This window comes from Amnibacterium sp. CER49, from assembly GCF_029846255.1.
Classification (GTDB): domain Bacteria; phylum Actinomycetota; class Actinomycetes; order Actinomycetales; family Microbacteriaceae; genus Amnibacterium.
The window spans coordinates 1,181,037-1,203,346 of record NZ_JARVWQ010000002.1; the positions used below are offsets into that span (position 1 = coordinate 1,181,037).

Annotated in this window: 22 protein-coding genes, 1 tRNA gene and 1 pseudogene; 17 read left to right on the forward strand and 7 right to left on the reverse strand. The window is 75.5% G+C overall.

Going from position 1 to position 22,310, the window contains the following annotated elements:
- Positions 1–73: 73 nt before the first annotated feature.
- Complete coding sequence (locus tag QDR37_RS15670; protein WP_279714704.1) at positions 74–307, reverse strand: hypothetical protein; 234 nt, start codon at positions 305–307, stop codon at positions 74–76.
- A gap of 57 nt (positions 308–364) precedes the next feature.
- On the opposite strand from QDR37_RS15670, the gene QDR37_RS15675 reads away from it, so the two are divergent.
- Positions 365–1,561, forward strand: a complete 1,197-nt coding sequence (locus tag QDR37_RS15675) for a crosslink repair DNA glycosylase YcaQ family protein (protein WP_279714705.1) — start codon at positions 365–367, stop codon at positions 1,559–1,561.
- On the opposite strand, the gene QDR37_RS15680 is transcribed toward QDR37_RS15675, so the two are convergent.
- Positions 1,558–2,529: a glycosyltransferase family 9 protein gene (locus tag QDR37_RS15680; RefSeq protein WP_279714706.1), complete on the reverse strand. Its 972-nt coding sequence runs from the start codon at positions 2,527–2,529 to the stop codon at positions 1,558–1,560. The two genes, QDR37_RS15675 and QDR37_RS15680, sit on opposite strands and share 4 nt — an antisense overlap.
- 76 nt (positions 2,530–2,605) lie before the next feature.
- On the opposite strand from QDR37_RS15680, the gene QDR37_RS15685 reads away from it, so the two are divergent.
- The 9 genes and pseudogenes from QDR37_RS15685 to QDR37_RS15725 all read left to right on the forward strand — a co-directional run.
- The gene (locus tag QDR37_RS15685; RefSeq protein WP_279714707.1) at positions 2,606–3,151 is read left to right on the forward strand and encodes an HAD family hydrolase; all 546 of its coding nucleotides are present in this window, start codon (positions 2,606–2,608) and stop codon (positions 3,149–3,151) included.
- Positions 3,152–3,183: 32 nt separating this feature from the next.
- Positions 3,184–4,203: a glycosyltransferase family 9 protein gene (locus QDR37_RS15690; RefSeq protein WP_279714898.1), complete on the forward strand. Its 1,020-nt coding sequence runs from the start codon at positions 3,184–3,186 to the stop codon at positions 4,201–4,203.
- Entirely contained in the window at positions 4,200–5,210 is a 1,011-nt protein-coding gene (locus QDR37_RS15695; protein ID WP_279714708.1) for a glycosyltransferase, read from the forward strand. Before QDR37_RS15690 ends, QDR37_RS15695 begins: the two co-directional genes overlap by 4 nt.
- Complete coding sequence (locus QDR37_RS15700; protein ID WP_279714709.1) at positions 5,207–6,457, forward strand: glycosyltransferase; 1,251 nt, start codon at positions 5,207–5,209, stop codon at positions 6,455–6,457. Before QDR37_RS15695 ends, QDR37_RS15700 begins: the two co-directional genes overlap by 4 nt.
- A complete protein-coding gene (locus QDR37_RS15705) occupies positions 6,454–7,068 on the forward strand; it encodes an SIS domain-containing protein (RefSeq protein WP_279714710.1) in 615 nt (204 codons plus the stop codon). The genes QDR37_RS15700 and QDR37_RS15705 overlap by 4 nt, the downstream gene beginning before the upstream one ends.
- Positions 7,065–8,432, forward strand: a complete 1,368-nt coding sequence (locus QDR37_RS15710) for a PfkB family carbohydrate kinase (RefSeq protein WP_279714711.1) — start codon at positions 7,065–7,067, stop codon at positions 8,430–8,432. Before QDR37_RS15705 ends, QDR37_RS15710 begins: the two co-directional genes overlap by 4 nt.
- A gap of 57 nt (positions 8,433–8,489) precedes the next feature.
- Complete coding sequence (locus tag QDR37_RS15715; protein WP_279714712.1) at positions 8,490–9,197, forward strand: SDR family NAD(P)-dependent oxidoreductase; 708 nt, start codon at positions 8,490–8,492, stop codon at positions 9,195–9,197.
- Positions 9,198–9,264: 67 nt separating this feature from the next.
- A complete protein-coding gene (locus QDR37_RS15720; RefSeq protein ID WP_279714713.1) occupies positions 9,265–9,990 on the forward strand; it encodes a 3-keto-5-aminohexanoate cleavage protein in 726 nt (241 codons plus the stop codon).
- 385 nt (positions 9,991–10,375) lie between these two features.
- Positions 10,376–10,537: pseudogene (locus tag QDR37_RS15725) on the forward strand (DNA translocase FtsK); the annotation flags it as partial.
- A gap of 49 nt (positions 10,538–10,586) precedes the next feature.
- On the opposite strand, the gene QDR37_RS15730 reads toward QDR37_RS15725, so the two are convergent.
- Positions 10,587–11,690, reverse strand: a complete 1,104-nt coding sequence (locus QDR37_RS15730; protein WP_279714714.1) for a glycosyltransferase family 9 protein — start codon at positions 11,688–11,690, stop codon at positions 10,587–10,589.
- A 124-nt stretch (positions 11,691–11,814) separates the two neighbouring features.
- On the opposite strand from QDR37_RS15730, the gene QDR37_RS15735 reads away from it, so the two are divergent.
- From QDR37_RS15735 to QDR37_RS15750, 4 genes are read left to right on the forward strand one after another with little or no spacing between them, the layout of a single operon-like run.
- Positions 11,815–13,203: an aldehyde dehydrogenase family protein gene (locus tag QDR37_RS15735; RefSeq protein ID WP_279714715.1), complete on the forward strand. Its 1,389-nt coding sequence runs from the start codon at positions 11,815–11,817 to the stop codon at positions 13,201–13,203.
- The gene (gene rfaE2, locus QDR37_RS15740) at positions 13,200–14,681 is read left to right on the forward strand and encodes a D-glycero-beta-D-manno-heptose 1-phosphate adenylyltransferase (protein WP_279714716.1); all 1,482 of its coding nucleotides are present in this window, start codon (positions 13,200–13,202) and stop codon (positions 14,679–14,681) included. The genes QDR37_RS15735 and rfaE2 overlap by 4 nt, the downstream gene beginning before the upstream one ends.
- The gene (locus QDR37_RS15745; protein WP_279714717.1) at positions 14,674–15,552 is read left to right on the forward strand and encodes a glycosyltransferase; all 879 of its coding nucleotides are present in this window, start codon (positions 14,674–14,676) and stop codon (positions 15,550–15,552) included. Before rfaE2 ends, QDR37_RS15745 begins: the two co-directional genes overlap by 8 nt.
- Positions 15,553–15,584: 32 nt before the next feature.
- Complete coding sequence (locus tag QDR37_RS15750) at positions 15,585–15,776, forward strand: DUF2795 domain-containing protein (protein ID WP_279714718.1); 192 nt, start codon at positions 15,585–15,587, stop codon at positions 15,774–15,776.
- 66 nt (positions 15,777–15,842) lie between these two features.
- Here the strand turns inward: QDR37_RS15750 and QDR37_RS15755 are convergent, their stop codons facing one another.
- On the reverse strand, positions 15,843–16,415 hold the full coding sequence (locus tag QDR37_RS15755) for a LemA family protein (protein WP_279714719.1): 573 nt from the start codon (positions 16,413–16,415) through the stop codon (positions 15,843–15,845).
- Between the two features lie 168 nt (positions 16,416–16,583).
- Here QDR37_RS15755 and QDR37_RS15760 point away from each other — a divergent pair.
- The 3 genes from QDR37_RS15760 (at position 16,584) to QDR37_RS15770 (ending at position 18,474) form a co-directional block, all read left to right on the forward strand.
- A tRNA-Leu gene (locus QDR37_RS15760) sits at positions 16,584–16,657 on the forward strand.
- 51 nt (positions 16,658–16,708) lie between these two features.
- Complete coding sequence (locus QDR37_RS15765; RefSeq protein ID WP_279714720.1) at positions 16,709–17,158, forward strand: nuclear transport factor 2 family protein; 450 nt, start codon at positions 16,709–16,711, stop codon at positions 17,156–17,158.
- Positions 17,155–18,474 (forward strand): GAF domain-containing serine/threonine-protein kinase, encoded by a 1,320-nt coding sequence (locus QDR37_RS15770; protein ID WP_279714721.1) that lies wholly within the window; start codon positions 17,155–17,157, stop codon positions 18,472–18,474. The genes QDR37_RS15765 and QDR37_RS15770 overlap by 4 nt, the downstream gene beginning before the upstream one ends.
- A gap of 501 nt (positions 18,475–18,975) precedes the next feature.
- Here the strand turns inward: QDR37_RS15770 and QDR37_RS15775 are convergent.
- From QDR37_RS15775 to QDR37_RS15785, 3 genes are all read right to left on the reverse strand, one after another.
- Positions 18,976–19,605 carry a hypothetical protein gene (locus tag QDR37_RS15775; RefSeq protein ID WP_279714722.1) on the reverse strand — a complete coding sequence of 210 codons (630 nt, stop codon included), beginning with the start codon at positions 19,603–19,605 and terminating at the stop codon, positions 18,976–18,978.
- A gap of 89 nt (positions 19,606–19,694) precedes the next feature.
- Positions 19,695–20,558 (reverse strand): serine hydrolase, encoded by an 864-nt coding sequence (locus QDR37_RS15780; protein WP_279714723.1) that lies wholly within the window; start codon positions 20,556–20,558, stop codon positions 19,695–19,697.
- A 1-nt stretch (position 20,559) separates the two neighbouring features.
- Positions 20,560–22,305 carry a DEAD/DEAH box helicase gene (locus QDR37_RS15785; protein WP_279714724.1) on the reverse strand — a complete coding sequence of 582 codons (1,746 nt, stop codon included), beginning with the start codon at positions 22,303–22,305 and terminating at the stop codon, positions 20,560–20,562.
- Positions 22,306–22,310 lie beyond the last annotated feature (5 nt).

Genomic DNA, 22,310 nt, shown 5'->3' on the forward strand with positions numbered 1-22,310 from the left:
CGAGCCGGTGGCCGGTGGGGCGAGGGTCGCGGCAGCCGCCTCGGGCGTCTCCGCGAGCACGGCGTCGGTCGAGTCACGCAACGGTCTTCACGTCCTCCGGTCGCGGGTCGTCGTTCCGCCGGCGGCGGTCCCTGGGGTCGTCCGGCTCCTCCGGCAGGTCGATGACCGCGAGGCTGCGCCACGACCATGCGCCGGCGACGCGCAGGCCGAGCGGGATCGCCGCGAGCGCCTCGTCGGTGCGCCGCGCCGTCGCCGCAGGAGGCGGGGCCGCCTCGACGGGCGGCGGCTCGGGCGGGCGGGCGGCCATCTCAGGAAGTCTACGGAGCGGCCGTTCATCGGGGGCGGTCCCGTTAGCGTTCGATGCGTGGTCGAGACGATGTCGCTGCGTGAGGCGCGCCGCGTCGCGCTCGCCGCGCAGGGCTTCGGCGGGGCGAAGCCGCCGACGCGTGGTCCGGCGCGCATCGCCGCCGTGCTGGAACGTCTGCGGCTGCTGCAGATCGACTCGGTGAACGTGTTCGAGCGCAGCCACTACCTGCCGATGCTCGCGAGGATCGGCCCGTACGACCGTGCGCTGCTCGACCGGCTCGTGCTGCAGCCGGGGACGCCGTACGTCGAGTACTGGGCCCACGAGGCCGCGTTCGTGCCGAAGACCGACCTCGGCCTGTTCGCGTTCCGCCGCCGCTTCTACGCGCACCGCTACGCGGAGCGGCTCGAGGCGCATCGCGGGCTCGCCGACCTGCTGCTCGCCGAGCTCGCCAGTCGCGGCCCGCTCGCCGCGAGCGAGATCGAGCACTCCGCGAACGTGCGGAGCGGCCCATGGTGGGGCTGGTCCGACGTGAAGCGCACCCTCGAGCTGCTCTTCGCGCAGGGCACGGTCGTCACCGCCGGGCGCCGCGGCTTCGAGCGCCGCTACGCGCTGCCGGAGCAGGTCCTCGAGGAGCCGATGGTGGACGTGCCCGAGCGCGACGCCGTCCGCGAGCTCGTCCGCCGCGCCGCGGTGGCGCACGGCGTCGCGGCGCTGCCCGACCTCGCCGACTACTACCGGCTGCGCATCGACCAGGCGGCGACCGCCGCCCGCGAGCTCGAGGACGCCGGCGAGCTCGTCCCGGTGCAGGTCGAGGGCTGGCGGCGCGGAGCGGGCCCGATGCCCGCCTGGCGCGCCGCCTCCGCCCTGCCCCCGGTGCGGATGAGGGCCGCGGCGCTGCTCAGCCCGTTCGACCCGGTCGTCTGGCAGCGGGACCGCATCGAGCGGCTCTTCGGCTTCCACTACCGGATCTCGATCTACACGCCCGCGGCGGAGCGGGTGCACGGCTACTACGTGCTGCCCGCCCTCGTCGGCGACCGGCTCGCCGGCCGCATCGACCTGAAGGCCGACCGGAAGGCGGGCGTGCTGCTCGTGCAGGCCGCCTGGATCGAGCCCGGCGCGAAGGGCGGTCCCGGCGCCGTCGCCGAGCGCCTCGCGCCGGTCGTCCGCGACGCCGCCCGCTGGCAGGGCCTCGACGCGATCGCGGTCGCGGAGCGCGGCGACCTCGCGGCGGAGCTCGCCGCCGCGCTGGGCTAGGGGCGCCGCTCGCCCACGGGCAGCCGCGCGATCGCGGCGAGCACCTCGTCGACCGTCACGGCGAGCAGCGCCGGATCGGGCTCGGCGCCGAAGGTGTCGCCGACCCGCAGCTCCGCGTGGGTGAGCACGAGGTGCGGGCCGGAGGCGGGCGGCCCCCACTCCTCGGGCGGCGCGGGCCCGAAGATCACGACGGACGGGATGCGGTACGCCGAGGCGAGGTGGGCGGCGCCGGTGTCGGCGGTGACGACGAGCGAGGCGCTCGCGACGAGCCCGGCGAAGCCGTCGAGCGTCAGGCGGCCCGCGAGCACGTCGCTCTCCGGGAACCCGCCCGCGTCGGCGACCGCGAGCGCCCGCTCGCGCTCGGTCGCGCTGCCGGAGAAGACGACCTCGCGGCCCTCGTCGGCGAGGCGGCGCGCCACCGCGGCGAAGCGCTCGACCGGCCACTGCCGGGAGCCGTAGAAGGCGCCGACGTGCACGACGGCCGCACCGGGCGCGGGACTCGGCTCGGCCGGCACGTCGATCGCGACGTCGTCGGGATCGCCGGGCATCCCGAACGCGCCGGTCAGCCGCACCCAGCGCTCCCGCTCGAGGATGCCGTCGAGCCACGGCAGGCCCGGCTCGCCGGGCCGGGCGTGCTGGATCGTCCGCCGCGCGCCGAGCGCGTCGACGATGCCGCGCGACTCCGGCCCGTTGCCGTGCAGGTTCGCCGCGACATCGACCTCGCCGGGCGCGAACGGCAGCAGCGCATCGAGGCCCTTCGCGGGAACGAGGCCGTCGACGCCGGGGACGAGGCGCACCAGCGGCTCGAGCCACGCCGACGTCGCGAGCAGCAGCCGGTGCTCGGGCAGCCCGCGGCGGAGGGCCTTCAGCGCAGGCACCGCGACGAGCAGGTCACCGAGCTTCAGGGCTCGCAGCGCGACTGCGACAGGCCGGTCGTCGGGCGCAGCGAACCCCTGGTCGTCGGCCATGTCCCCGCTCCTTCCACCCGGGCTTCTCGCGGCGGATCCCAAGGTTCCGTGACGCCCATTCAACTAATCATGAGTCATGGAACTTGCGACGAACTCCCAGGGAGCACCGTCCGCAGTCCTGTTCGACCGCGACGGGACGCTCGTCGTCGACGTCCCCTACAACGGCGATCCCGACCGCGTCGAAGCGATGCCGGGCGCCATCGAGGCGGTGCGTCGCGTGCGCGCCGCCGGCCTGCCGACCGCCGTGGTGACGAACCAGTCGGGCATCGCCCGCGGCATCGTCACCCCCGAGCAGGTGCGCGCGGTGAACGCCCGCGTCGACGAGCTCTTCGGCGCCTTCGACGCCTGGTGCGTGTGCCCGCACGGCCCGGACGACGGCTGCGGCTGCCGCAAGCCCGGCCCGGGCCTCGTGCTCGACGCCGCCTCCCGGCTCGGCGTCGATCCCGCCGACACCGTCGTGATCGGCGACATCGGCGCCGACATGGGCGCGGCCGCCGCGGCGGGCGCCCGATCGGTGCTCGTGCCCACCCCGGTCACCCGGAAGGAGGAGGTCGCCGCCGCCCCCCGTGTCGCCCGCGACCTCGGCGAGGCCGTCGACCTCGCCCTGGGGCCCGCCCGGTGACCCGCCGCGTCCTCGTCGCCCGGCTCGACAGCATGGGCGACGTGCTCGTCAGCGGCCCCGCGGTGCGCGCGATCGCGGCGCGCGCCGAGGTCGTGCTGCTCGCGGGCCCGCAGGGCGCCCGGGCGGCCGAGCTGCTGCCCGGCGTCACCCGCGTGCGCACGTTCCTCGCTCCCTGGATCGCGGGCGGCGACCGCCCGGTCGACGCCGCGCTGCAGGCGGAGCTGGCCGCGATCGTGGCCGAGGAGCGGCCGGACGAGGCCGTTCTCCTCACCTCGTTCCACCAGTCCCCGCTGCCGCTCGCGCTGCTGCTCCGGCTCGCCGGCGTCCCCCGCATCAGCGGTGCGTCGGTCGACGCCGCCGGCGGCCTGCTCGACGTGCGCCTGATCCCCGGGGAGACGCTGCCCGAGGACCTGCCCGAGCCGGTCCGGGCCCTGCGGATCGCCGAGGCGGCCGGCTTCGCCCTCCCCGACGGCGACGACGGCGGGCTCGCGGTGGACCTGGGCGCAGCGCGGCCGGACGCCGCCCCCAGGGGCCGCTACCTCGTCGTGCACCCGGGTGCGGCCGTGCCCGCCCGCGCCTACCCCGGTCCGTCGTCCGCGCGGGTGGTCGAGCTGCTCGCCGAACGCGGTCACACGGTCGTCGTCACCGGCGCGCCCGCCGAGCGCCCCCTCACCGCCGAGGTCGCCGGATCGGCCGGCCTCGACCTCGGCGGCGCGCTCGGCCTGGCCGACCTCGCGGCGCTCCTCCGCGACGCCGACGCCCTCATCAGCGGCAACACCGGACCGGCTCACCTCGCGGCCGCCGTCCGCACGCCGGTCGTCAGCCTCTTCGCCCCGGTCGTCCCCGCGATCCGCTGGGCGCCCTACGGCGTGCCGGTCGCGCTGCTCGGCGACCAGGACGCGCCCTGCGCCGGCACCCGCGCCCGCGTCTGCCCCGTGCCCGGGCACCCGTGCCTCGCCGGCGTCGCGCCCGAGGAGGTCGTGGCCGCCGCCGAGCGGCTCGTCGCCCAGGGGGCCGGCCCGGTCCGGCCCGGTGCGGGGGTGACGGCATGAGGGTCCTGCTCTGGCACGTCCACGGCGGCTGGACCGACGCGTTCGTCCGCGGCGACCACGAGTACCTGCTGCCCACCACCCCGGAGCGCGACGGCTGGGGGCTCGGCCGCGGCGGGCGCGACTGGCCGAACGCGGTCGAGATCGCTCCGGAGCGGCTCGCCGACTCCGGGGTCGACGTGGTCGTGCTGCAGCGCCCGCAGGAGATCGACGAGGCGGAGCGGCTGCTCGGCCGGCGGCCCGGGCGCGACGTGCCCGCCGTGTTCCTCGAGCACAACACGCCGAAGGGCGGCGCGGTGCCGAACGAGCTGCACCCCCTGGCCGACCAGCGCGCGATCCCGGTCGTGCACGTCACCCACATGAACGCCCTGCTCTGGGACTCGGGTTCCGCCCCGACCACGGTGATCGAGCACGGCATCGTCGACCCGGGCGCCCGCTACACGGGTGCGCTGCCGCGGCTCGGCGCCGTGATCAACGAGCCGGTCCGCCGCGGGCGCGTCACCGGCACCGACCTGCTCCCCCGCTTCGCGGCCCTCGCGCCCGTCGACGTGTTCGGGATGGGGACCGAGCTGCTGGGCGGCGCGTTCGGCGAGGAGCGGCCCGACATCAGCGGCCTCGGCGACGTGAAGCCCGCGGCGATGCACGACGCGCTCGCCGCCCGGCGGCTCTACCTGCACCCGATGCGCTGGACCTCGCTCGGCCTCTCGCTGCTCGAGGCGATGCATCTCGCGATGCCCGTCGTCGTGCTCGGCGCGACCGAGGCGTTCCGCGCGGTGCCGCCCGAGGCCGGCGCGGTCTCGAGCGACGTGACGGAGCTCGAGTCGGCGGTCCGCCGGCTCCTCGACGACCCCGACGAGGCGGCCCGCCGCGGCCGCGTCGCCCGGGAGGCCGCGCTCGCGCGGTACGGCCTCGCCCGGTTCCTCGCGGACTGGGACGAGGTGCTCGGGAACGCCGCCGCCGCGCACCGCGGCACAAGGCGCGCACTCGCTGGAGAAGGAAGGCGCCCGTGAAGATCTCACTCGTCTCGGAGCACGCGAGCCCCCTCGCCGTGCTCGGCGGCGTCGACGCCGGCGGCCAGAACGTGCACGTCGCCGCGCTCGCCACCGCGCTCGCCGCCGACGGTCACGAGGTGACGGTGTACACGCGCCGCGAGGACCCGCGGGTGCCGGAGCGCACCGCGTTCGCCGCCGGCGTCCAGGTCGTGCAGGTCGACGCGGGGCCCGCGCAGGTCGTGTCGAAGGACAGGCTGCTGCCGCACATGGGCGAGTTCGCCGACCAGCTCGCCGCCGCCTGGACCGCCGACCGGCCCGACGTCGTGCACGGGCACTTCTGGATGTCGGGCCTCGCCATGCTCGACGCCGCTCGCCGCGTCGACCTCGCCCTCGGCGGCCACCTGCCCGTGACCCAGACCTTCCACGCGCTCGGGGTCGTGAAGCGCCGCCATCAGGGCCTGCAGGACACCTCGCCCGCCGAGCGCTCCTGGCTCGAGCCCGACGTCGCCCGCCGCGTCGACACGGTCATCGCCACCTGCTCCGACGAGGCGTTCGAGCTGAAGGCCTTCGGGGTGCCGTCGTCGCGCATCGCCGTCGTGCCCTGCGGCGTCGACACCGAGCACTTCCGCCCCGACGGCCCCGCCGCGCCACGCGGCGACCGGATGCGCATCCTCGCCGTCTCCCGCCTCGTGCAGCGCAAGGGCGTCGGCATCGCGATCGAGGCGCTCGCCGAGCTCGTGCGTCACGGCGTCGACGCCGAGCTCGTCGTCGTCGGCGGCGCGGGCGACGCGGAGCACCTCGAGGCCGACCCCGAGGTCGAGCGCCTGCGCCGCGTCATCGCCGAGCAGGGCGTCACGGATCGCGTCACGCTGCTCGGCCGCATCGAGCACGAGGACCTCCCCCAGTGGTACCGCAGCGCCGACGTCGTCGTCTGCGCCCCCTGGTACGAGCCGTTCGGCATCGTGCCGCTCGAGGCCATGGCGTGCGGCGTGCCCGTCGTCGCCTCGAGCGTCGGCGGCCTGATCGACACGGTCGTCGAGGACGTCACCGGCCTCCACGTGCCGCCGCGCGACCCGCAGGCGGTCGCGGAGGCGGTCGGCCTGCTGCTCGCCGAGCCCGAGCGGCGCCGTCGCTACGGCCGCGCGGGGCGCCGACGGGCCACGGGCCGCTACTCCTGGCACAGGATCGCGGCCGAGACTGCTCGCGTGTATCAGCAGCTGCAGACGGGTTCGACCGTCTCGGCCCGCAGGACGAGGGAACGATGAGCACCACCACTCCGCCGATCACCACGCACGCGAGCCGCATCGCACGCGACCACGTCGCCGCCGTCCTGCCCGTGATCGAGGCGCTGCAGGCCGAGGCCCCGCGGCTCGCCGAGTGGGGCGCGACGCTCGCGACCCGGCTGCTCGGGGGCGCGCGCCTGCTCGCGGCCGGCAACGGCGGCTCGGCCGCCGAGGCCCAGCACCTCACGGCCGAGCTCGTCGGCCGCTTCGACGGCGACCGCCGCGCCTTCAGCGCGATCTGCCTCCACGGCGACACCTCGGCCCTCACCGCGATCGGCAACGATTACGGCTTCGAGCACGTCTTCGCCCGGCAGGTGACGGCGCACGCGGCACCCGGCGACGTGCTGATCCTGCTCTCGACGAGCGGCACGAGCGCGAACCTCCTCCACGCCGCCCGCGCCGCGCGAGCGGCCGGCGCCACCGTGTGGGCGCTGACCGGACCCGGTCCGAACCCGCTCACGATCGCCGCGGACGACGCGCTCACGCTGCCCGGCGCCGGCGCGAACGTGCAGGAGGCGCAGCTCGTGGCCGTGCACGCCCTGTGCCGGGTGTTCGACGCCGCCGTCCACGCCGCGCTCGGACCCACCCGATGACCGCGATCACCGTCGTCGGCGACGCCCTCCTCGACGTCGACCTCGTCGGCGACGTCGAGCGCCTCTCCCCCGAGGCGCCCGTGCCCGTCGTCGACATCGCCGAGCAGGTCCGCCGCGCCGGCGGCGCCGGGCTCGTCGCGACGCTGCTCGCCCGCGACGGCCACCGCGTGCGGCTCGTCACCGCGCTCGGGGACGACGAGTCGGCCGAGCGCCTGCGCGAGACCCTCGACGGCGTCGACGTGGTCGCCGGCCCCTCGAACGCGCCCACCGCCGTGAAGACGCGCCTCCGCACGGCCGCGCACGCGATCGCCCGCATCGACGAGGGGTCGGGCCGGCCGCCGGTGCCCGAGGTGACCCACGCCATGCTCGACGCGGTGCGCACGGCCGAGGTCGTGCTCGTCGCCGACTACGGCCGCCGACTCACCGAGCACCCCGCCCTGCGCGAGGCGCTCACCGAGGCCGCCGCGCGCGTGCCGGTCGTCTGGGATCCGCACCCCCGCGGCACCGACCCCGTGCCGGGCGTCGCCGTCGTCACCCCGAACCTCGGCGAGGCGCGCGTCGCCGCCGAGCTCGCGGGCTCCGGCGTGCCCGTCGCCGACGAGGCCGCTCTGCGGCTCCGCGAGCGCTGGGCGGCGCAGGCCGTCGTCGTCACGATGGGCGAGCACGGCGCGCTGCTGCGCGGCTCCGCCACCGGTCTCCCGTTCGTCGCGCAGGCGCCCGCGGTCGAGAACGCCGACACCTGCGGCGCGGGCGACCGCTTCGCCGCGAGCCTCGCGGTGTCCGTCGCGGGCGGCGCGCCGGTGTCCGACGCGGTGCTCACCGCCGTCCAGGACACCGCCGCGTTCCTCGCCGCCGGCGGCGTCGCGTCGCTCGCGCGTCCCGCGAACACCACGACGCTCGCAGGCCCCGACCACGACGCGGTCGCGGTCGCGGAACGCGTGCGCGCCGCAGGCGGCACCGTCGTCGCGACGGGCGGCTGCTTCGACCTGCTGCACGCCGGGCACGCCCGCACGCTGTCCGCCGCGCGCGGGCTCGGCGACTGCCTGATCGTGCTGCTGAACTCCGACCGGTCGGTGCGCGAGCTGAAGGGCCCCGAGCGGCCGATCATCCAGGAGGCCGACCGGGTCGACCTCCTCCTCGCGCTCGAGGTCGTCGACGCCGTGCTCGTCTTCGACGAGAGCACCCCTGTCGAGGCCATCCGCCGCATCCAGCCCGACATCTGGGTGAAGGGCGGCGACTACAGCGCCGCCGACCTCCCCGAGGCCGCCGTCATCCAGGAGTGGGGCGGCCGCGCGGTGACGGTGCCGTTCCACCCCGGCCGCTCGACCACCCGCCTCGCCGCGGCGCTCGCCGCCGTCGGCTGACCAGGGCCGCGCCGCGGCGCGCCCGTCCCGCCCGAAACCCGCTTCCGAAGGAGCACCATGCCGCTCGCCAGCACCCAGCCCACCCCGCTCGGCCGCACCCTGATCACGGGCGGGGCCTCGGGCCTCGGCGCGGCCGTCGCCGACGCCGTCGCCCAGGCCGGGGGCAGCCCGATCGTGCTCGACCTCGCGGTCGACGGCTCCCCCTACCCCGCCTACGAGGGCGACGTCACCGCGACCCGCGACGTCGAGGCGCTCGTCGCCCGGATCGCGAAGGAGCAGGGCGGCCTCGACGCCGTCGTCACCGCCGCCGGCATCGACAAGCCGGGACGGCTCGACGAGACCCCCGGCGACGTGTGGGAGCGCGTCGTCGCGGTGAACCTGCTCGGCACCGCCGCGGTCGTCCGCGCCGCGCTGCCGGCGCTCTACGAGACGCACGGCCGGGTGGTCACCGTGTCGTCGTCGCTCGGCGTGCGGGCCGTCTCGGACGCGACCGCGTACTCCGCCTCGAAGTTCGGCGTCATCGGCTTCAGCCGCGCCCTCGCCGCCGAGACCCGCGGGCAGATCGGCGTGACGACCCTCATCCCCGCCGGCATGAAGACGCGCTTCTTCGACGGCCGCACCGCCCAGTACGCACCCGGCGAGGACGCCAACCTCAACGACCCGGCGAACGTCGCCGCCGCCGTCGTGTTCGCGCTCTCCTCGCCCCGCGGCTCGGAGATCCGCGAGATCTCGGTCATGCACGAGGAGGAGCCCTCCTGGCCGTGAGCACCCGCCGCTGATCCCCGACGACGTCGGTCAGTGGATCCGGAGCACCGGTGCCTACCGTGCCCGGATGCTGCTGCAGGCGACGCTGAACGGTCCGCTCACCCGCGACGACCACCCCGCGGTGCCGCTCGCGCCCGAGGAGCTCCGCGACGACGCGGCGGCGTGCGAGCGCGCCGGGGCCCAGGCCTTCCACGTGCACCCGCGCGACGCGACGGGCCGCGAGTGCACCACGCCGGCGGTGGTCGACGCCGTCGTCGCGACGGTGCGCGACGGCACCCGCTGGCCGGTCGGCGTGACCACGGGCGCCTGGATCGAGCCCGAGCGGCGCCGGCTGCTGCAGCACGTGCACGCCTGGCGGCAGCCCGACTACGCCTCGGTGAACCTGTCGGAGGAGGGCGCGCTCGAGGTGGCCCACGCGCTGCTCAGCAACGCGATCGGGGTCGAGGCCGGGGTGTGGACCGTCGAGGACGCCGAGCTGCTCGTCCGCAGCGAGCTCGGCGACCGGGTGCTGCGGGTGCTCGTCGAGCCGGTCGACGTGCCGGCGGCCGACGCGGTCGCGGTCGTCGACGCGATCCACGCGGTGCTCGACCGCGGTGGCGTGACCGCGCCGCGGCTGCAGCACGGCGACGGCGAGGCGACGTGGCCCCTGGTCGAGGACGCGGTGCGCCGCGGCGTCGACACGCGGATCGGGTTCGAGGACACGCTGCTGCTGCCCGACGGCACCCGCGCCGCGAGCAACGCCGAGCTCGTGGCGGCGGCACGAGCGCTCGGCGCCGGGGAGCCCCGCCGGTAGGAGCCCCACTTCGGGGCGACCGCGAGGGACCATCGGCCCTGTCGGAGGCCCTCCGGCGGCCTCGACGCATACCGTCCACGGCATGGGAATCGGATTCGACCTCGGCCCCCTCTCCGTGACCGTCGCGCGACGTCCGCGCACGGACCGCCCGCGTCGGCACCGGGGGGAGCCGTACTACACGCACCCGGGGTGCTCGGTGCAGCACGCCACCCGCGACACCGCGCTCGGCTGCCGGCTGCGCCCGCTGCCGCTGGGCCGCGGCGACCTCGGCCCGCTGCCGGTCGGACCGCGGCCGGCTCGGAGCCTCGGGCCGGGCCGCGCGTCGCTCGAGGCGGTGCTCGTCGCGGCGGCGCCGCGGCTCGGGACCGACTTCGGCGACTTCGGCAAGGCCGCCGAGCTCGTCGTCTCGACGCAGTTCTGCAGCACCGGGCTGCTCCAGCGCAAGCTCGGCATCGGCTTCGCCCGTGCGGACCACCTGATGGACCTGCTCGAGGAGCACGGGATCGTGGGCCCGAAGGACGGCGCGAAGACGCGCGACGTGCTCGTCGGCGGGCTCGCGGCCGTGCGGCGCTGACGCCGGGAGGCTCCCCGACGACCTAGGCGGGCAGCAGGTCCCGCACCTCGTCGAGCACCGCCGGCACCTGGATGTCGGTGAGGAACGACGGGTCGTGGGGGCACCGCTCCGCCGTCCAGCCGACCTGGGTCACGTCCGCCCCGCAGATCGGGCAGGCCGTGACCCAGGCGAGCAGGATGCGGTGCCGCATCCGCCCCATCGGCGCCGCGTTCAGCGCGTTGCCGAACCAGAACAGCCCCACCGTCGGCGTGCCGAGGGCCTGCGCGAGGTGTCGCGGCCCGCTGTCGTTCGCGAGCACGACGTCGGCCTCGGCGAGCACCCCCGCGAGCTCGGACAGGGACAGCCGGTCGGCGAGCGACCGCACCCGCGGCTGCAGCGCGCCCGGCAGCCCGGCGGCGGCCGCGACGACGATCTCGTGCGCGGCGTCGACGTCGGTCGCGTCGCCGACGACGAGCACCTGCGCGCCCGAGCGGACGACCTCCTCCGCGACCGCGCCGAACCGGTCCGCCGGCCAGCGCCGGCGCGGATCCGTCGCGCCCGGGTGGATCACGAGCACCGGCCCCTCGCCGAGCAGCGCCCGCGCCGCAGCGCGCTCCGCGTCGGTCACGCCGAGCCGCGGCTCGAGCTCGACCGGCGCCGCACCCGCGAGGCCGGCGACCTCGAGCCAGCGCTGCACCTCGTGCTGGTAGTAGCGGTACGGCAGGGTCCGCTCGAGCGGCACCGCGTCGTCGGTGACCGTGCCGATCGTGTGCCGCGGCGCCATGCGCAGCAGGAACGGGTTCGAGTTGCGCCCGCCGCCGTTCGCCTGCACACCGAGGTCGAAACGGCGCTCGCGCATGCGGCCGAGGAACTCCTCGACCGCGGTGTCGTCCTGCTCGCCCTTGCGGATGCCGTGCGCGACGGGCAGCACCTCGACGTCCGTCACCGCCGTGCCGGGGCGCCCGGCGAGCAGCGCCGCGTGCGACGGCATGCCGAGCACCGTGATCGAGGCGCCGGGGTACGCGGCGGCGAGCGCCTCGATCGCCGGCAACGTGAAGACGAGGTCGCCGAGGCCGCCGCCCCGCAGCACCGCGATGCGCTCGACGCCCTCGAAGCGGTCGGCGAGCGCGAGAGAGGACCTGGTCACGCGTTCATTCTCCCAAGGGGTTCCCTGACCTCCCCTCCAGCGGCCTCCCAGCGGCTGTGGGGCGGGCTCTCCCTACCCTGGATCGGCGGGAGCACCCGGCCCGCACCTCGACCGGAAGGCCCGCATGACCATCGATCTCGCGCCGCGCACCGACGCCGCCGTGCTCCGCATCGTCGACCCCGCGACGGGTGAGGCGGTGGGCGAGCTGCCCGTGGCGGACGAGCGGGCGGTGACCGAGGCCGTGCGCCGCGCCGCGGCCGCGTTCCCGGGTTGGGCCACCACGCCGCCCGCCCGGCGCGGCGAGCTGCTCCGGCAGGCCGCCCATGCGCTCGCGGCGCGCGCCGAGGAGGTCGCCGCGCTGAACACGCGCGAGACCGGCAAGCCGGCCGCCGACGCCCTGGGCGGCGTGCAGGCCGGCGTCGGCACGCTGCTCCAGTACGCCGAGCTCGGGCCGCTGCACCGCGGCAAGGCCCTGCGAGGCGCGTGGGACGCCGTCGACTACGCGCTCCCCCATCCGCGCGGCGTCGTCGTCGCCCTGACGCCCTGGAACGACCCCGTCGCCGTCGCGGCGGGTCTGCTCGGCGCCGCGATCGTCTCCGGCGACACCGTCGTGCACAAGCCGAGCGAGCGCTGCCCGCACACCGGCGCGCTCCTGAACGAGATCCTCGCCGGCGTGCTGCCCGAGGGCGTGCTCGTCGGCGTGACCGGCGACGGCGGCACCGGCGCGGCGCTCGTCGAGCAGCCGGGCGTCGCGGTCATCGCGCACGTCGGCTCCACCGCGACGGGACGCACGCTCGCCCTGGTCGGTGCGGCGAACGACGTGCACGTGATCCGCGAGAACGGCGGCAACGACGCCCTCGTCGTCGACGCCGGCGTCGACCCCGTCTGGGCGGCCGAGCAGGCCGCGCTCGGCGCGTTCGCGAACACCGGCCAGATCTGCACCTCCGTCGAGCGCGTCTACGTGCACCGCGACGTCGCCGAGGCGTTCACCGCGGCGCTCGTCGAGCAGGCCGAGGCCTGGACGGCGCGGCTCGGTCCGCTCGTCGACGAGCGGATGCGCACGGCCGTGCAGCGGCACGTCGACGAGGCCGTCGCCCGTGGCGCCAGGGCGCTCACCGGCGGCAGCGTGCCCGAGGGACCCGGCACCTTCTACCCCGCGACCGTGCTCGTCGACGTCCCCGGCGACGCCCTGGCCGTCGTCGAGGAGACCTTCGGACCGGTCGCACCCGTCACCGTCGTCGACGACTTCGACGAGGGCCTGGCGCGCGCCGCGGCCGACCGCTACGGCCTCGCCGCGACCGTGCTCACGCCCGACATGGATCACGCGCACCGCGCTGCGGCCACGCTCCCGGTCGGCACCGTCAAGGTGAACGCGGTGTTCGGCGGCGCCCCGGGCGGCAGCGCCCAGCCCCGCCGCGCGAGCGGCGCCGGCTTCGGGTACGGCCCCGAGCTGCTCGACGAGATGACCACGACCACGGTCGTCCACCTCGGGCTGCCGAAGGTGGCCGGATGACCCCGCCCGAGGGCGACGTCGTCCGGCGCGTGCTGCAGCGGCTCGTGGCCGCGCCGCCGCGCGTCGTCGTGATCGGCGACGTGCTGCTCGACCGCTGGTGGGCGGGCAGCGCCGACCGGATCAGCCGCGAGGCGCCCGCGCCGGTCGTGCAGGTCACCGACCGGATCGACGTCCCGGGCGGCGCCGCGAACACCGCGATGAACCTCGCCGCGCTCGGCGCGCGTGTCGTGCTCGTCGGCGCGGTCGGTGCCGACGAGCCCGGCGAGCGCCTCGTCGCGCTGCTCGACGCCGCCGGCGTCGACACCGCCGGTGTCGTCCGGGCGTCGGGGCTCGCGACCACGACGAAGACCCGGGTGGTCGGCGGCGGCCAGGTGCTCGTCCGCCTCGACGAGGGCGGCGTCCCCGACGACGACGCCCGGCAGTCGGTGCTCGACGCCGCGCTCGCCGCGGCCACGGGCGCCGACGCCGAGCTCGTCTGCGACTACGGCCTCGGCGCGCTCGACGGCCTCGTCCGCGACGGGCTCGCCGCGCGTGCCGCTCGGCCCGCCCTCACGGCCGTCGACGCGCACGAGCTCGCGCCGTGGGCCGCGCTGCGCCCGACCGTCGTCACGCCGAACGCGGGAGAGGTCGAGCGCCTGCTCGGCGTCCCGCTCGCCGGCGACCGCGCCGCCGACGCCGCCGCGCTCCGCGACGCCCTGCTCGCCGCGACGGGCGCCACGTCGGTCGTCGTCACCCTCGACCGCGACGGCACCGTCTTCCACGCCCCCGAGGGCACCGGTCGCACGCTCGCGCGCCCCGCGCCCGACTCGCAGGCGAACGGCGCGGGCGACACCTTCGCCGCCGCGCTCACCCTCGCGCTCGCGTGCGGCGAGCCGATGGCCGGGGCCGCGGCCTTCGCGCAGGCCGCCGCCGACGTCGTCGTCCGGCAGCCGGGCACGAGCGTCTGCACGCCCGACGCGCTCGCCGCGTCGCTCACGAGCGGCGCGCGCACCCTGCCGGCCGATGCCCTCGTCGCGGCCCTCGAGGCGGAGCGCCGCGCCGGCCGCCGCATCGTCTTCACGAACGGCTGCTTCGACGTGCTCCACCTCGGGCACACCACGTACCTGAAGCAGGCGAAGCGCCTCGGCGACGTGCTCGTGGTCGCCCTGAACGACGACGAGTCGGTCCGCCGCCTGAAGGGTCCGGGCCGCCCGATCAACTCGGCCGCCGACCGGGCGGGCGTGATCGCCGAGCTCGCCTGCGTCGACTACGTGACCGTCTTCGGCAGCGACACCCCCATCCCGCTGCTCGAGCGCATCCGCCCCGACGTCTACGCGAAGGGCGGCGACTACACGCCCGCGATGCTGGAGGAGACGCCCGTCGTGCAGGCCGCCGGCGGCGAGGTGCGCATCGTCGACTACGTGAGCCCGCACTCGACCACCAGCGTGATCGCGCGGGCCCGGGCGCTCAGCGACGTGGGATCCGCCGCGGATGACTAGCCGCCGCGGGGCCGCTCGCTGGGGCGCGGACGAGTCCACGCCGCAGCCGCTCGTCGACGTGCTCATCGGCACCGTCGGCCGCACCTCCGAGCTCGCGGTGACGCTCGCCGGGCTCGCCGCGCAGGACGACCCGCCGTTCCGGGTGATCCTCAGCGACCAGTCCGACGGGCATCCCCTCGCCGCGGATCCGGCCGTGCAGTCGATGCTGCGCGTGCTCGCCCTGCAGGGCCGCGACCCGCAGGTGCTGCGGCACGGGCCGCGGCGCGGCATGGCGGAGCACCGCGACTTCCTGCTGCGGCAGGCGGGAGCGCCGTACGTGCTGTTCCTCGACGACGACATCTGGCTCGAGCCCGGTTCGCTCGCCCGTCTGCACGAGGCGATCGAGCGGCTCGGCTGCGGTTTCGTCGGCATGGCGCCGCAGGGCCTCTCGTACGTCGGCGACCACCGGCCGTCCGAGCAGCAGCCCTTCGAGCCGTGGGACGGACCGGTGGAGCCCGAGCGCATCCGCCGCGGCGGGCCCGGGTTCGAGCGGTGGACGCTGCACAACGCCGCGAACCTCGTGCACCTCGCCGCCGAGCTCCCGGAGCCGGAGCACGGCTGGCTCCCCTACCGGGTCGCGTGGGTCGGCGCCTGCGTGCTGTACCGGCGCGCGGAGCTGCTCGAGGCGGGCGGCTTCGGGTTCTGGCACGAGCTGCCGGCGGATCACTCCGGCGAGGACGTCGTGGCGCAGTGGCGGCTCATGGAGCGCTCCGGCGGTGCCGGGATCCTGCCGAGCGGCGCCGTGCACCAGGAGGCACCCACCACGATCCCGGTGCGCGAGATCGACGCCCCCGACGTCGTCATCGCGAAGGACGACCTGCTCGCCGGCTGACGAGCGGGACGACGAGAAGAGAGGAAGGTCCCATGGCGGACACCCCGAACCCGATCCAGAAGTTCCTGGGCGGGATCGACTACCCCGTCTCGAAGGACACGATCCTCGAGACCGCGAGGAAGGAGGGGGCGGACGACGACGTGCTCGACGCCCTCGGCCGCATCCCCGACGGCCGGTACGACGCCCCGACCGCGATCAGCAAGGCCGTCAGCGACTCGAACTGAGCGACGCCCACGCACGACGAAGCGCCCCGCACCGTTCGGCCGCGGGGCGCTTCCGCGTCCGGTCGTCTAGAACTGCACGCGGGGCGGCTCGGCGACCGAGGCGCTGTCGGACACCTCGAAGAAGTCGCGCCGCGAGAAGCCGAGGCGTCTCGCGAACATGCGGTTCGGGAAGGTCTGGATCTTCGCGTTGAACTCGCGCACACCGCCGTTGTAGAAGCGGCGGCTGGCCTGGATGCGCTCCTGCGACTCGGCGATGTCGGACTGCAGCTGCAGGTACTGCGGGCTCGCGTGCAGCGCCGGGTACCCCTCCGCGATGGCGTAGACGTTGCGGAGCGCCCCCTGCAGGTGGTTCTCCGCGACGGTCGCATCCCCTGGGGTGCCCGCGCCGATGGTCTCGTCGCGGGCGCGGCCGAGCGCGCCGACGGCCTTCTGCTCGTGCGTCGCGTGCTGCAGCACGGTGTCGGTGAGCGCCGGCAGCACGTCGGCCCGGTGGCGCATCTGGTTCGTGATGTCGGTCCATGCCTCGTCGACGCGCTGCTTCAACGTGACCAGCGAGCTGTAGCTGGCCCAGAGGTAGAAGGCGATCAGCGCGAGCACGACCAGGATCACGACGATCGGGATCAGGACGGCCCAGTTCACAGCAGAAGGGTACGGCGCGTCCCACGCGGATCCGGGTCCTGACGAGGGGACGCGCGGAGATCTCGCCGCCCGCATCCATGCTCCGTTGAGCATCCGACGCACGGTTCCGGCGCTGCTCGGTCTCCGGCTCCTAGGATCGGCGGGCACCCGGCGACGGTCGGAGCGAGGGCCCCCGTAGCCCAATCGGCAGAGGCAGGCGACTTAAAATCGCTTCAGTCAGGGTTCGAGTCCCTGCGGGGGCACGCTCCACCGGCGTGATCCCCAACTCGACGCCGACGCCCGAAGGAGCGGCCGTGAGCGCTGCCGATCTGCAAGCCCTGGTCGACAGGAACCTCGACGCCGTCACGACGAAGGACGCCGAGGGTGTCCTCGCGACCTTCACGGACGACGCCGTGCTCATCGATCCGCACTACCCGGATCCCGAGATGCGCGGCAAGGCCGCGATCGCCGCAGGGCTCGGGTTCGGCTTCGGGCTGATGCGCACCTTCGGCTTCGACGAGCGCGACTACTTCCCGAGCCCGGACGGGACGTCCGTGGTCGTCCACTGCGTGTGCCACCACGTCCTGCAGGGCGGGCGACCGCTCACGTTCCCGCAGGTCTTCGTCGTCCGCACGAGGGACGGGCTCATCGCGCACTGCCAGGCGTTCGAACCGTACGGACCCGGCGGCGTCGGCGGCATCCTCCTCGGTCTCGGCAAGACGGTGCACCGCATCCGCCGCGCCCGCGAGCAGGCACGGACATGACCGATCAACGACCACGCGCCGACCCCACCGCGCCGGTGCCGCTGCCGCGCGTGCTGCAGGGCCGCTTCCAGATCGGGCCGCTCGTCGGCAGAGGACCCGCGTCGCGCGTGTACCGGGGCCACGACCTGCTGCTCGGTCGCGACGTCGCGATCAAGCTGGTCGCCGCGTCGACGACGGCCGCCGGCCTCGATGCGCAGGAGCGGCAGGCGCGCCTGCTGGCGGGCCTCAACCACCCGGGACTCGTCACCCTGTTCCACGCGGGGCTGGACGCGACGGACTCCGGTCCCCCGCAGCTGTTCCTGGTGATGGAGTTCGCCCGCGACCTCGACCTCGGGCGCAGGCTCGAGCGGGCCACCCTGGCGTCCGCACAGGTCGCTCTCCTGGGTTGGGACCTGCTCGGGGCGCTCGCGTACATGCACGACAAGGGCGTCCTCCACCTCGCCGTGAAGCCGTCGAACGTGCTCCTCTCCGAGGCGTCGGACGGCCTGATCCGCGCGAAGCTGGCGGACTCCGAAGCCGCCGTCCTGCGATCGGGCACCGACGAGGTCGCCGCGCCGACGCAGGCGCCGACCCGCTTCCTGAGCCCTGAGCAGGCCGAGGGACGACGTGTCGGCCCGGAGACGGACGTCTACTCGCTCGGGCTCGTGCTGACCGAGGCGCTGGCGGGCCGGCACGGTGCTGCCGTGCCCGCCATGACGCCCGACCCGCTCCGGGGCGTCCTGCAGAGCATGACGGCGCAGGATCCGCTCGCGCGCCCCTCCGCGGCGCAGGCACTCATGGAGTTCCGCGACCTCATCTTCGGTCTCGTGGGCGGGGACCCGCACGCCCAGGACCCCGAGTCGGATCGCGTGGCGGCGCTCCGCCGGTACAACCTGATGGACGCCGAACCCGACCCGGACTTCGACCGGATCACGACCCTCGCCGCCCGGGTCTTCAAGGTCCCGGTGGCGATCATCAGCGCCGTCGACGACACGCGCGTGTGGCTGAAGTCCCACCACGGCCTCGATGCCTCGCACCGGGAACGCGCTCGCGCGCTGGGCGTCGCCGGCGGCCTGCATGCCGACACGCTGATCCTCGAGGACGTGCTGACGGACCCGCGATCGAGGAACCTCCCTCCGGACGGACGCGGGTTCCGGTTCTACGCCGGGGTCCCCCTCATCACGAGCGACGGCTTCAACGTCGGGACCTTCGCGATCGCGGATCTCGCGCCGCGGACGATGACGCCCTCGGAGGTGGCGACGCTGCAGGACCTCGCTGCGTCGGTCCTGCACGAGATGGACCTGCGGCGAGCGGCCGCACGCCTCGCCTTCCGCTGAGACCCGCGCGAGCAGCTGCGCACCGAGGGGCGCGGTGATCGGCCACGAGCGTTCGCCACGCTCCGTGGGCGCCCCCAGATTCTGTGCAGGAACCGGGTCCTAGCGTGCCGATGGATGTCGGCAGGGACGAGAGGGGTCGTTCGATGACGGACTCGGTGCAGCAGGTCGCCTGCACGGCGGAGGGCGCTCGATGAGCGCACGCTGGGCCGACGGAACCGGGACCCGCGCAGGGTCGTCGCGACGGACCCCCCGGCACCGCGCGGGTGGGAGCAGCGAGGCGACCTGGACCGGGCCGTCGACCGGACGCCATGCCGCCGGTGGCTCCTCCCCGGCCGCGAGCGGCGTGACCGCGCTGGCGGCAGCGTCGGCGGTGACGCTCTGCGGTCTCCTCTGGTTCACCGGGGCGACGCTGCCGCTGCTTCCCGGCACGGGAGCCGCGCCGGCGGCCGCGGTCGATGGGCCGCAGCTGCCCGTGTTCAGCACGTCGGTCTCACCGGCCGCTCACGCGGCTCCCGGGATCTGGAGCCCGATCCGGGCCGCCGTCCGCGCCGGTGGTGCGGCCTCGCCGGTCGGAGGACGTTCCTCCTCGGCGGCGCATCGCGCCACGAGGACGGCCGCGGCGGCGGGCGGGACCCCGGGGATCTCCGAGGTGAAGCGGATCCCGAAGACCGGGGTGTCGACGGGCTCCGGGGTGTCGACGGGCTCGGGCGTCGGCGGGGCTCCGGCGGGATCGGTCGACACGGTGACGTCGCGCGTCTCGGGGACCCTGTCAGGCACCCCGACCTCCCCGGGAAGCAGGCCGGCGTCGCCGATCACCGGAGGCTCGACGTCCGCGGTCGAGCGCCTCGCCTCCTCCTCGACGCAGTCGCCCCGCGGCGGCGTGGCAGGACTTCCGGCGACCACGAGCCCGGCGAGCGGAGCGACGGGGCCGGCCGAGTCCGGCAGCGCCCGCGACGTCGTGCGGCGGACCGTCGGAACGGCCTCGCCGGCACCGGGTTCCACCGCCGGCGCGCTGAAGACGACGGTGCAGCAGGTGACGTCCGCGTCGACCGTCGCGCCGCCGCCCGTCACCCGCACCGCGGCGACGGACGCGACCGCACCCGGTGCCGTGCTGAAGTTGACCGCGGGCACGGTCGGGCTCGGCTAGACGGACGGACGCCGGCTGTGGCGGCTTCCGATCCCCCTCCGGCCGGCTCCGACGGCCTCCGGCGCGGGCACGCCTAGTCGCTCGTGACCTCGACGGCGAGGGCCGAGATGCGGTCCTCCAGCTCCTCCTCGTGGCCGGTGATCGTGACGACGGCGTGCCCGTTCACCACCACGAACTGGCCGTAGCGCCCCTCGAACCGCCACGACTCCCCCGGACCGGCCCACGTGGCGAGGCCGTAGCGATCCATCGGCGCCGGACGGCCGGTCTCGATCCAGTCCGCGTGCATCGCGTCGACCCACTCCGGCGACACCAGCACGCGTCCCTGCCGGCGTCCGCGGTCGAGCAGCACGTCGCCGATCCGCGCGAGCTCCTCGGTGCGCAGCTCGAGCCCCGTGCCGCCGATGATGTGGCCGAGCGGGCACCGGTGCCACTGCGGGTTGTCGATGCCGAGCGGGTCGAACAGCCTCGGCATCAGCCAGTCGCGCACGTCGCCGACGACCATGCCGAGCATCCGCATCGCCACGTACGTGCTGGCGTCGGAGTACTGGAACCGCCGGCCGGGCGTGGGGCGGCGCAGCATCTCCGCCGCGAGGTCGGGCCACGGGATCGGCTCGTGCCCGAACCAGGAGAAGTCGATGCCGCTCGACATCGTGAGCAGGTGCCGCAGCGTCACGTCCGCGACGCCGTCGCCGAGCGCGGGGGCCGGGAAGACGTCGCCGACCCGGAGGTCGAGCGTGAGCAGCCGCTCGTCGATCGCCATGCCGGTCGCGAGGGCGCAGACGCCCTTCGACACGGAGTAGAGGTTCTCGCGGTCGTCGCTGCGCCAGCGGTGCGTCGCCGCCTCGTCGCCGACGCGGACGTGGACGCCGTGCACGCCGAGCCGCTCCGCGTCGACGGCGGCGGCGAAGCGCGCGAGCGCGGCCTCCGCGGCGACCATCTCAGTCCTCGCGGGAGCGGTTGCGGGGCTTCCGATCCCCCTCGGGCCGTCGACGACCGCCGCCGCGCGGGCCGCTGTCGGGTCGGATCTGGATGAGCTTCCCGCTGATCCGCGTGCCGGACAGCCGGTCGAGCACCTCCGGCGACAGGGCCGCGGGCAGCTCGACCAGCGAGAAGTCCTGGCGGATGTCGATCGCGCCGAAGTCCTCGCGGCTGAGGCCGCCCTCGTTCGCCAGTGCGCCGACGATCTGCCGCGGCTCGACCCGCTGCCGGCGGCCGACGTCGATGCGGTACGCGGTGCGCGGACCCGAGGACGGCCGCCCCCGGCCGCCGCCGTCACTCCTCCCCCGACCGTCGCGATCGTCGGGCTCGAGACGCCGGTCGTCCTCCGACGAGAGCAGCAGCGGCTCGTCGCCCTGCGCCACGATCGCGAGCGCCGCCGCGACATCCACCTCGGGGACGTCGTGGTGCTCCACGTAGTGGCCGATGATGTCGCGGAATCGCTCGACCCGGCCGCTCTGCTCGAGCGCTGCCGTGATCCTGTCGTCCCAGCGGGCGAGGCGGGTGGCGTTCACGTCCTCCGAGCTCGGTAGCCGCATCTGGGTCATCGGCTGCCGGGTGGCCCGCTCGATCGCGGTGAGCAGCCGGCGCTCCCGGGGCGTCACGAAGCTGATCGCGTCACCCGAGCGGCCGGCTCGGCCGGTGCGGCCGATGCGGTGCACGTACGACTCGGTGTCGACGGGCAGGTCGTAGTTCACGACGTGGCTGATGCGCTCGACGTCGAGGCCGCGTGCCGCGACGTCGGTGGCGACCAGGATGTCGAGCTTCCCCGCACGCAGCTGGTTCACCGTCCGCTCCCGCTGGGCCTGCGCGACGTCGCCGCTGATCGCCGCCGCCGCGTACCCCCGGGCACGCAGCTTCTCGGCGAGCTCCTCGGTCTCGTTCTTCGTGCGGACGAACACGATCATCGCCTCGAAGTTCTCGACCTCGAGGATGCGCGTGAGCGCATCGGTCTTCTGCTGGTGCGCCACGACGAGGTAGCGCTGCGTCGTGTTCACCGAGGTCGTGGTGGCCGCCGTGACGGTGATCTCCTCGGGATCCCGCAGGTACTTGCCCGAGATGCGGCGGATCGACGCCGGCATGGTCGCGGAGAACAGCGCCACCTGCTTCGTGGCGGGCGTCTCGGCGAGGATCGTCTCCACGTCCTCGGCGAAGCCCATCTGCAGCATCTCGTCGGCCTCGTCGAGCACGAGGTACTTGAGCGCCGAGAGGTCGAGGGTGCCCTTCTCGATGTGGTCGATGATCCGGCCGGGCGTGCCGACGACCACGTGGACGCCGCGGCGGAGCGCCGAGAGCTGCACGCCGTAGCCCTGGCCGCCGTACACCGGCAGCAGCCGCACGCCCTTCAGGTGCGCCGCGTAGGTCTCGAAGGCCTCGGCGACCTGCAGCGCGAGCTCGCGGGTGGGCGCGAGCACGAGCGCCTGCGGCGTCGTCTGCGCGACGTCGAGGCGGGAGAGGATCGGCAGCGCGAAGGCCGCGGTCTTGCCGGTGCCCGTCTGGGCGAGCCCGACGACGTCGCGGCCGGCGAGCAGCGCGGGGATGGTGGCGGCCTGGATCGCGGACGGGGACTCGTACCCCACGTCCTTCAAGGCCTTGAGAACGCGGTCATCGAGGCCGAAGTCGGCGAAGGACGGGCCGGTGGGCTCCGGTTCGGGCTCGACTTCGGCGACGGCATCAGGGGAAGTCACGGCTC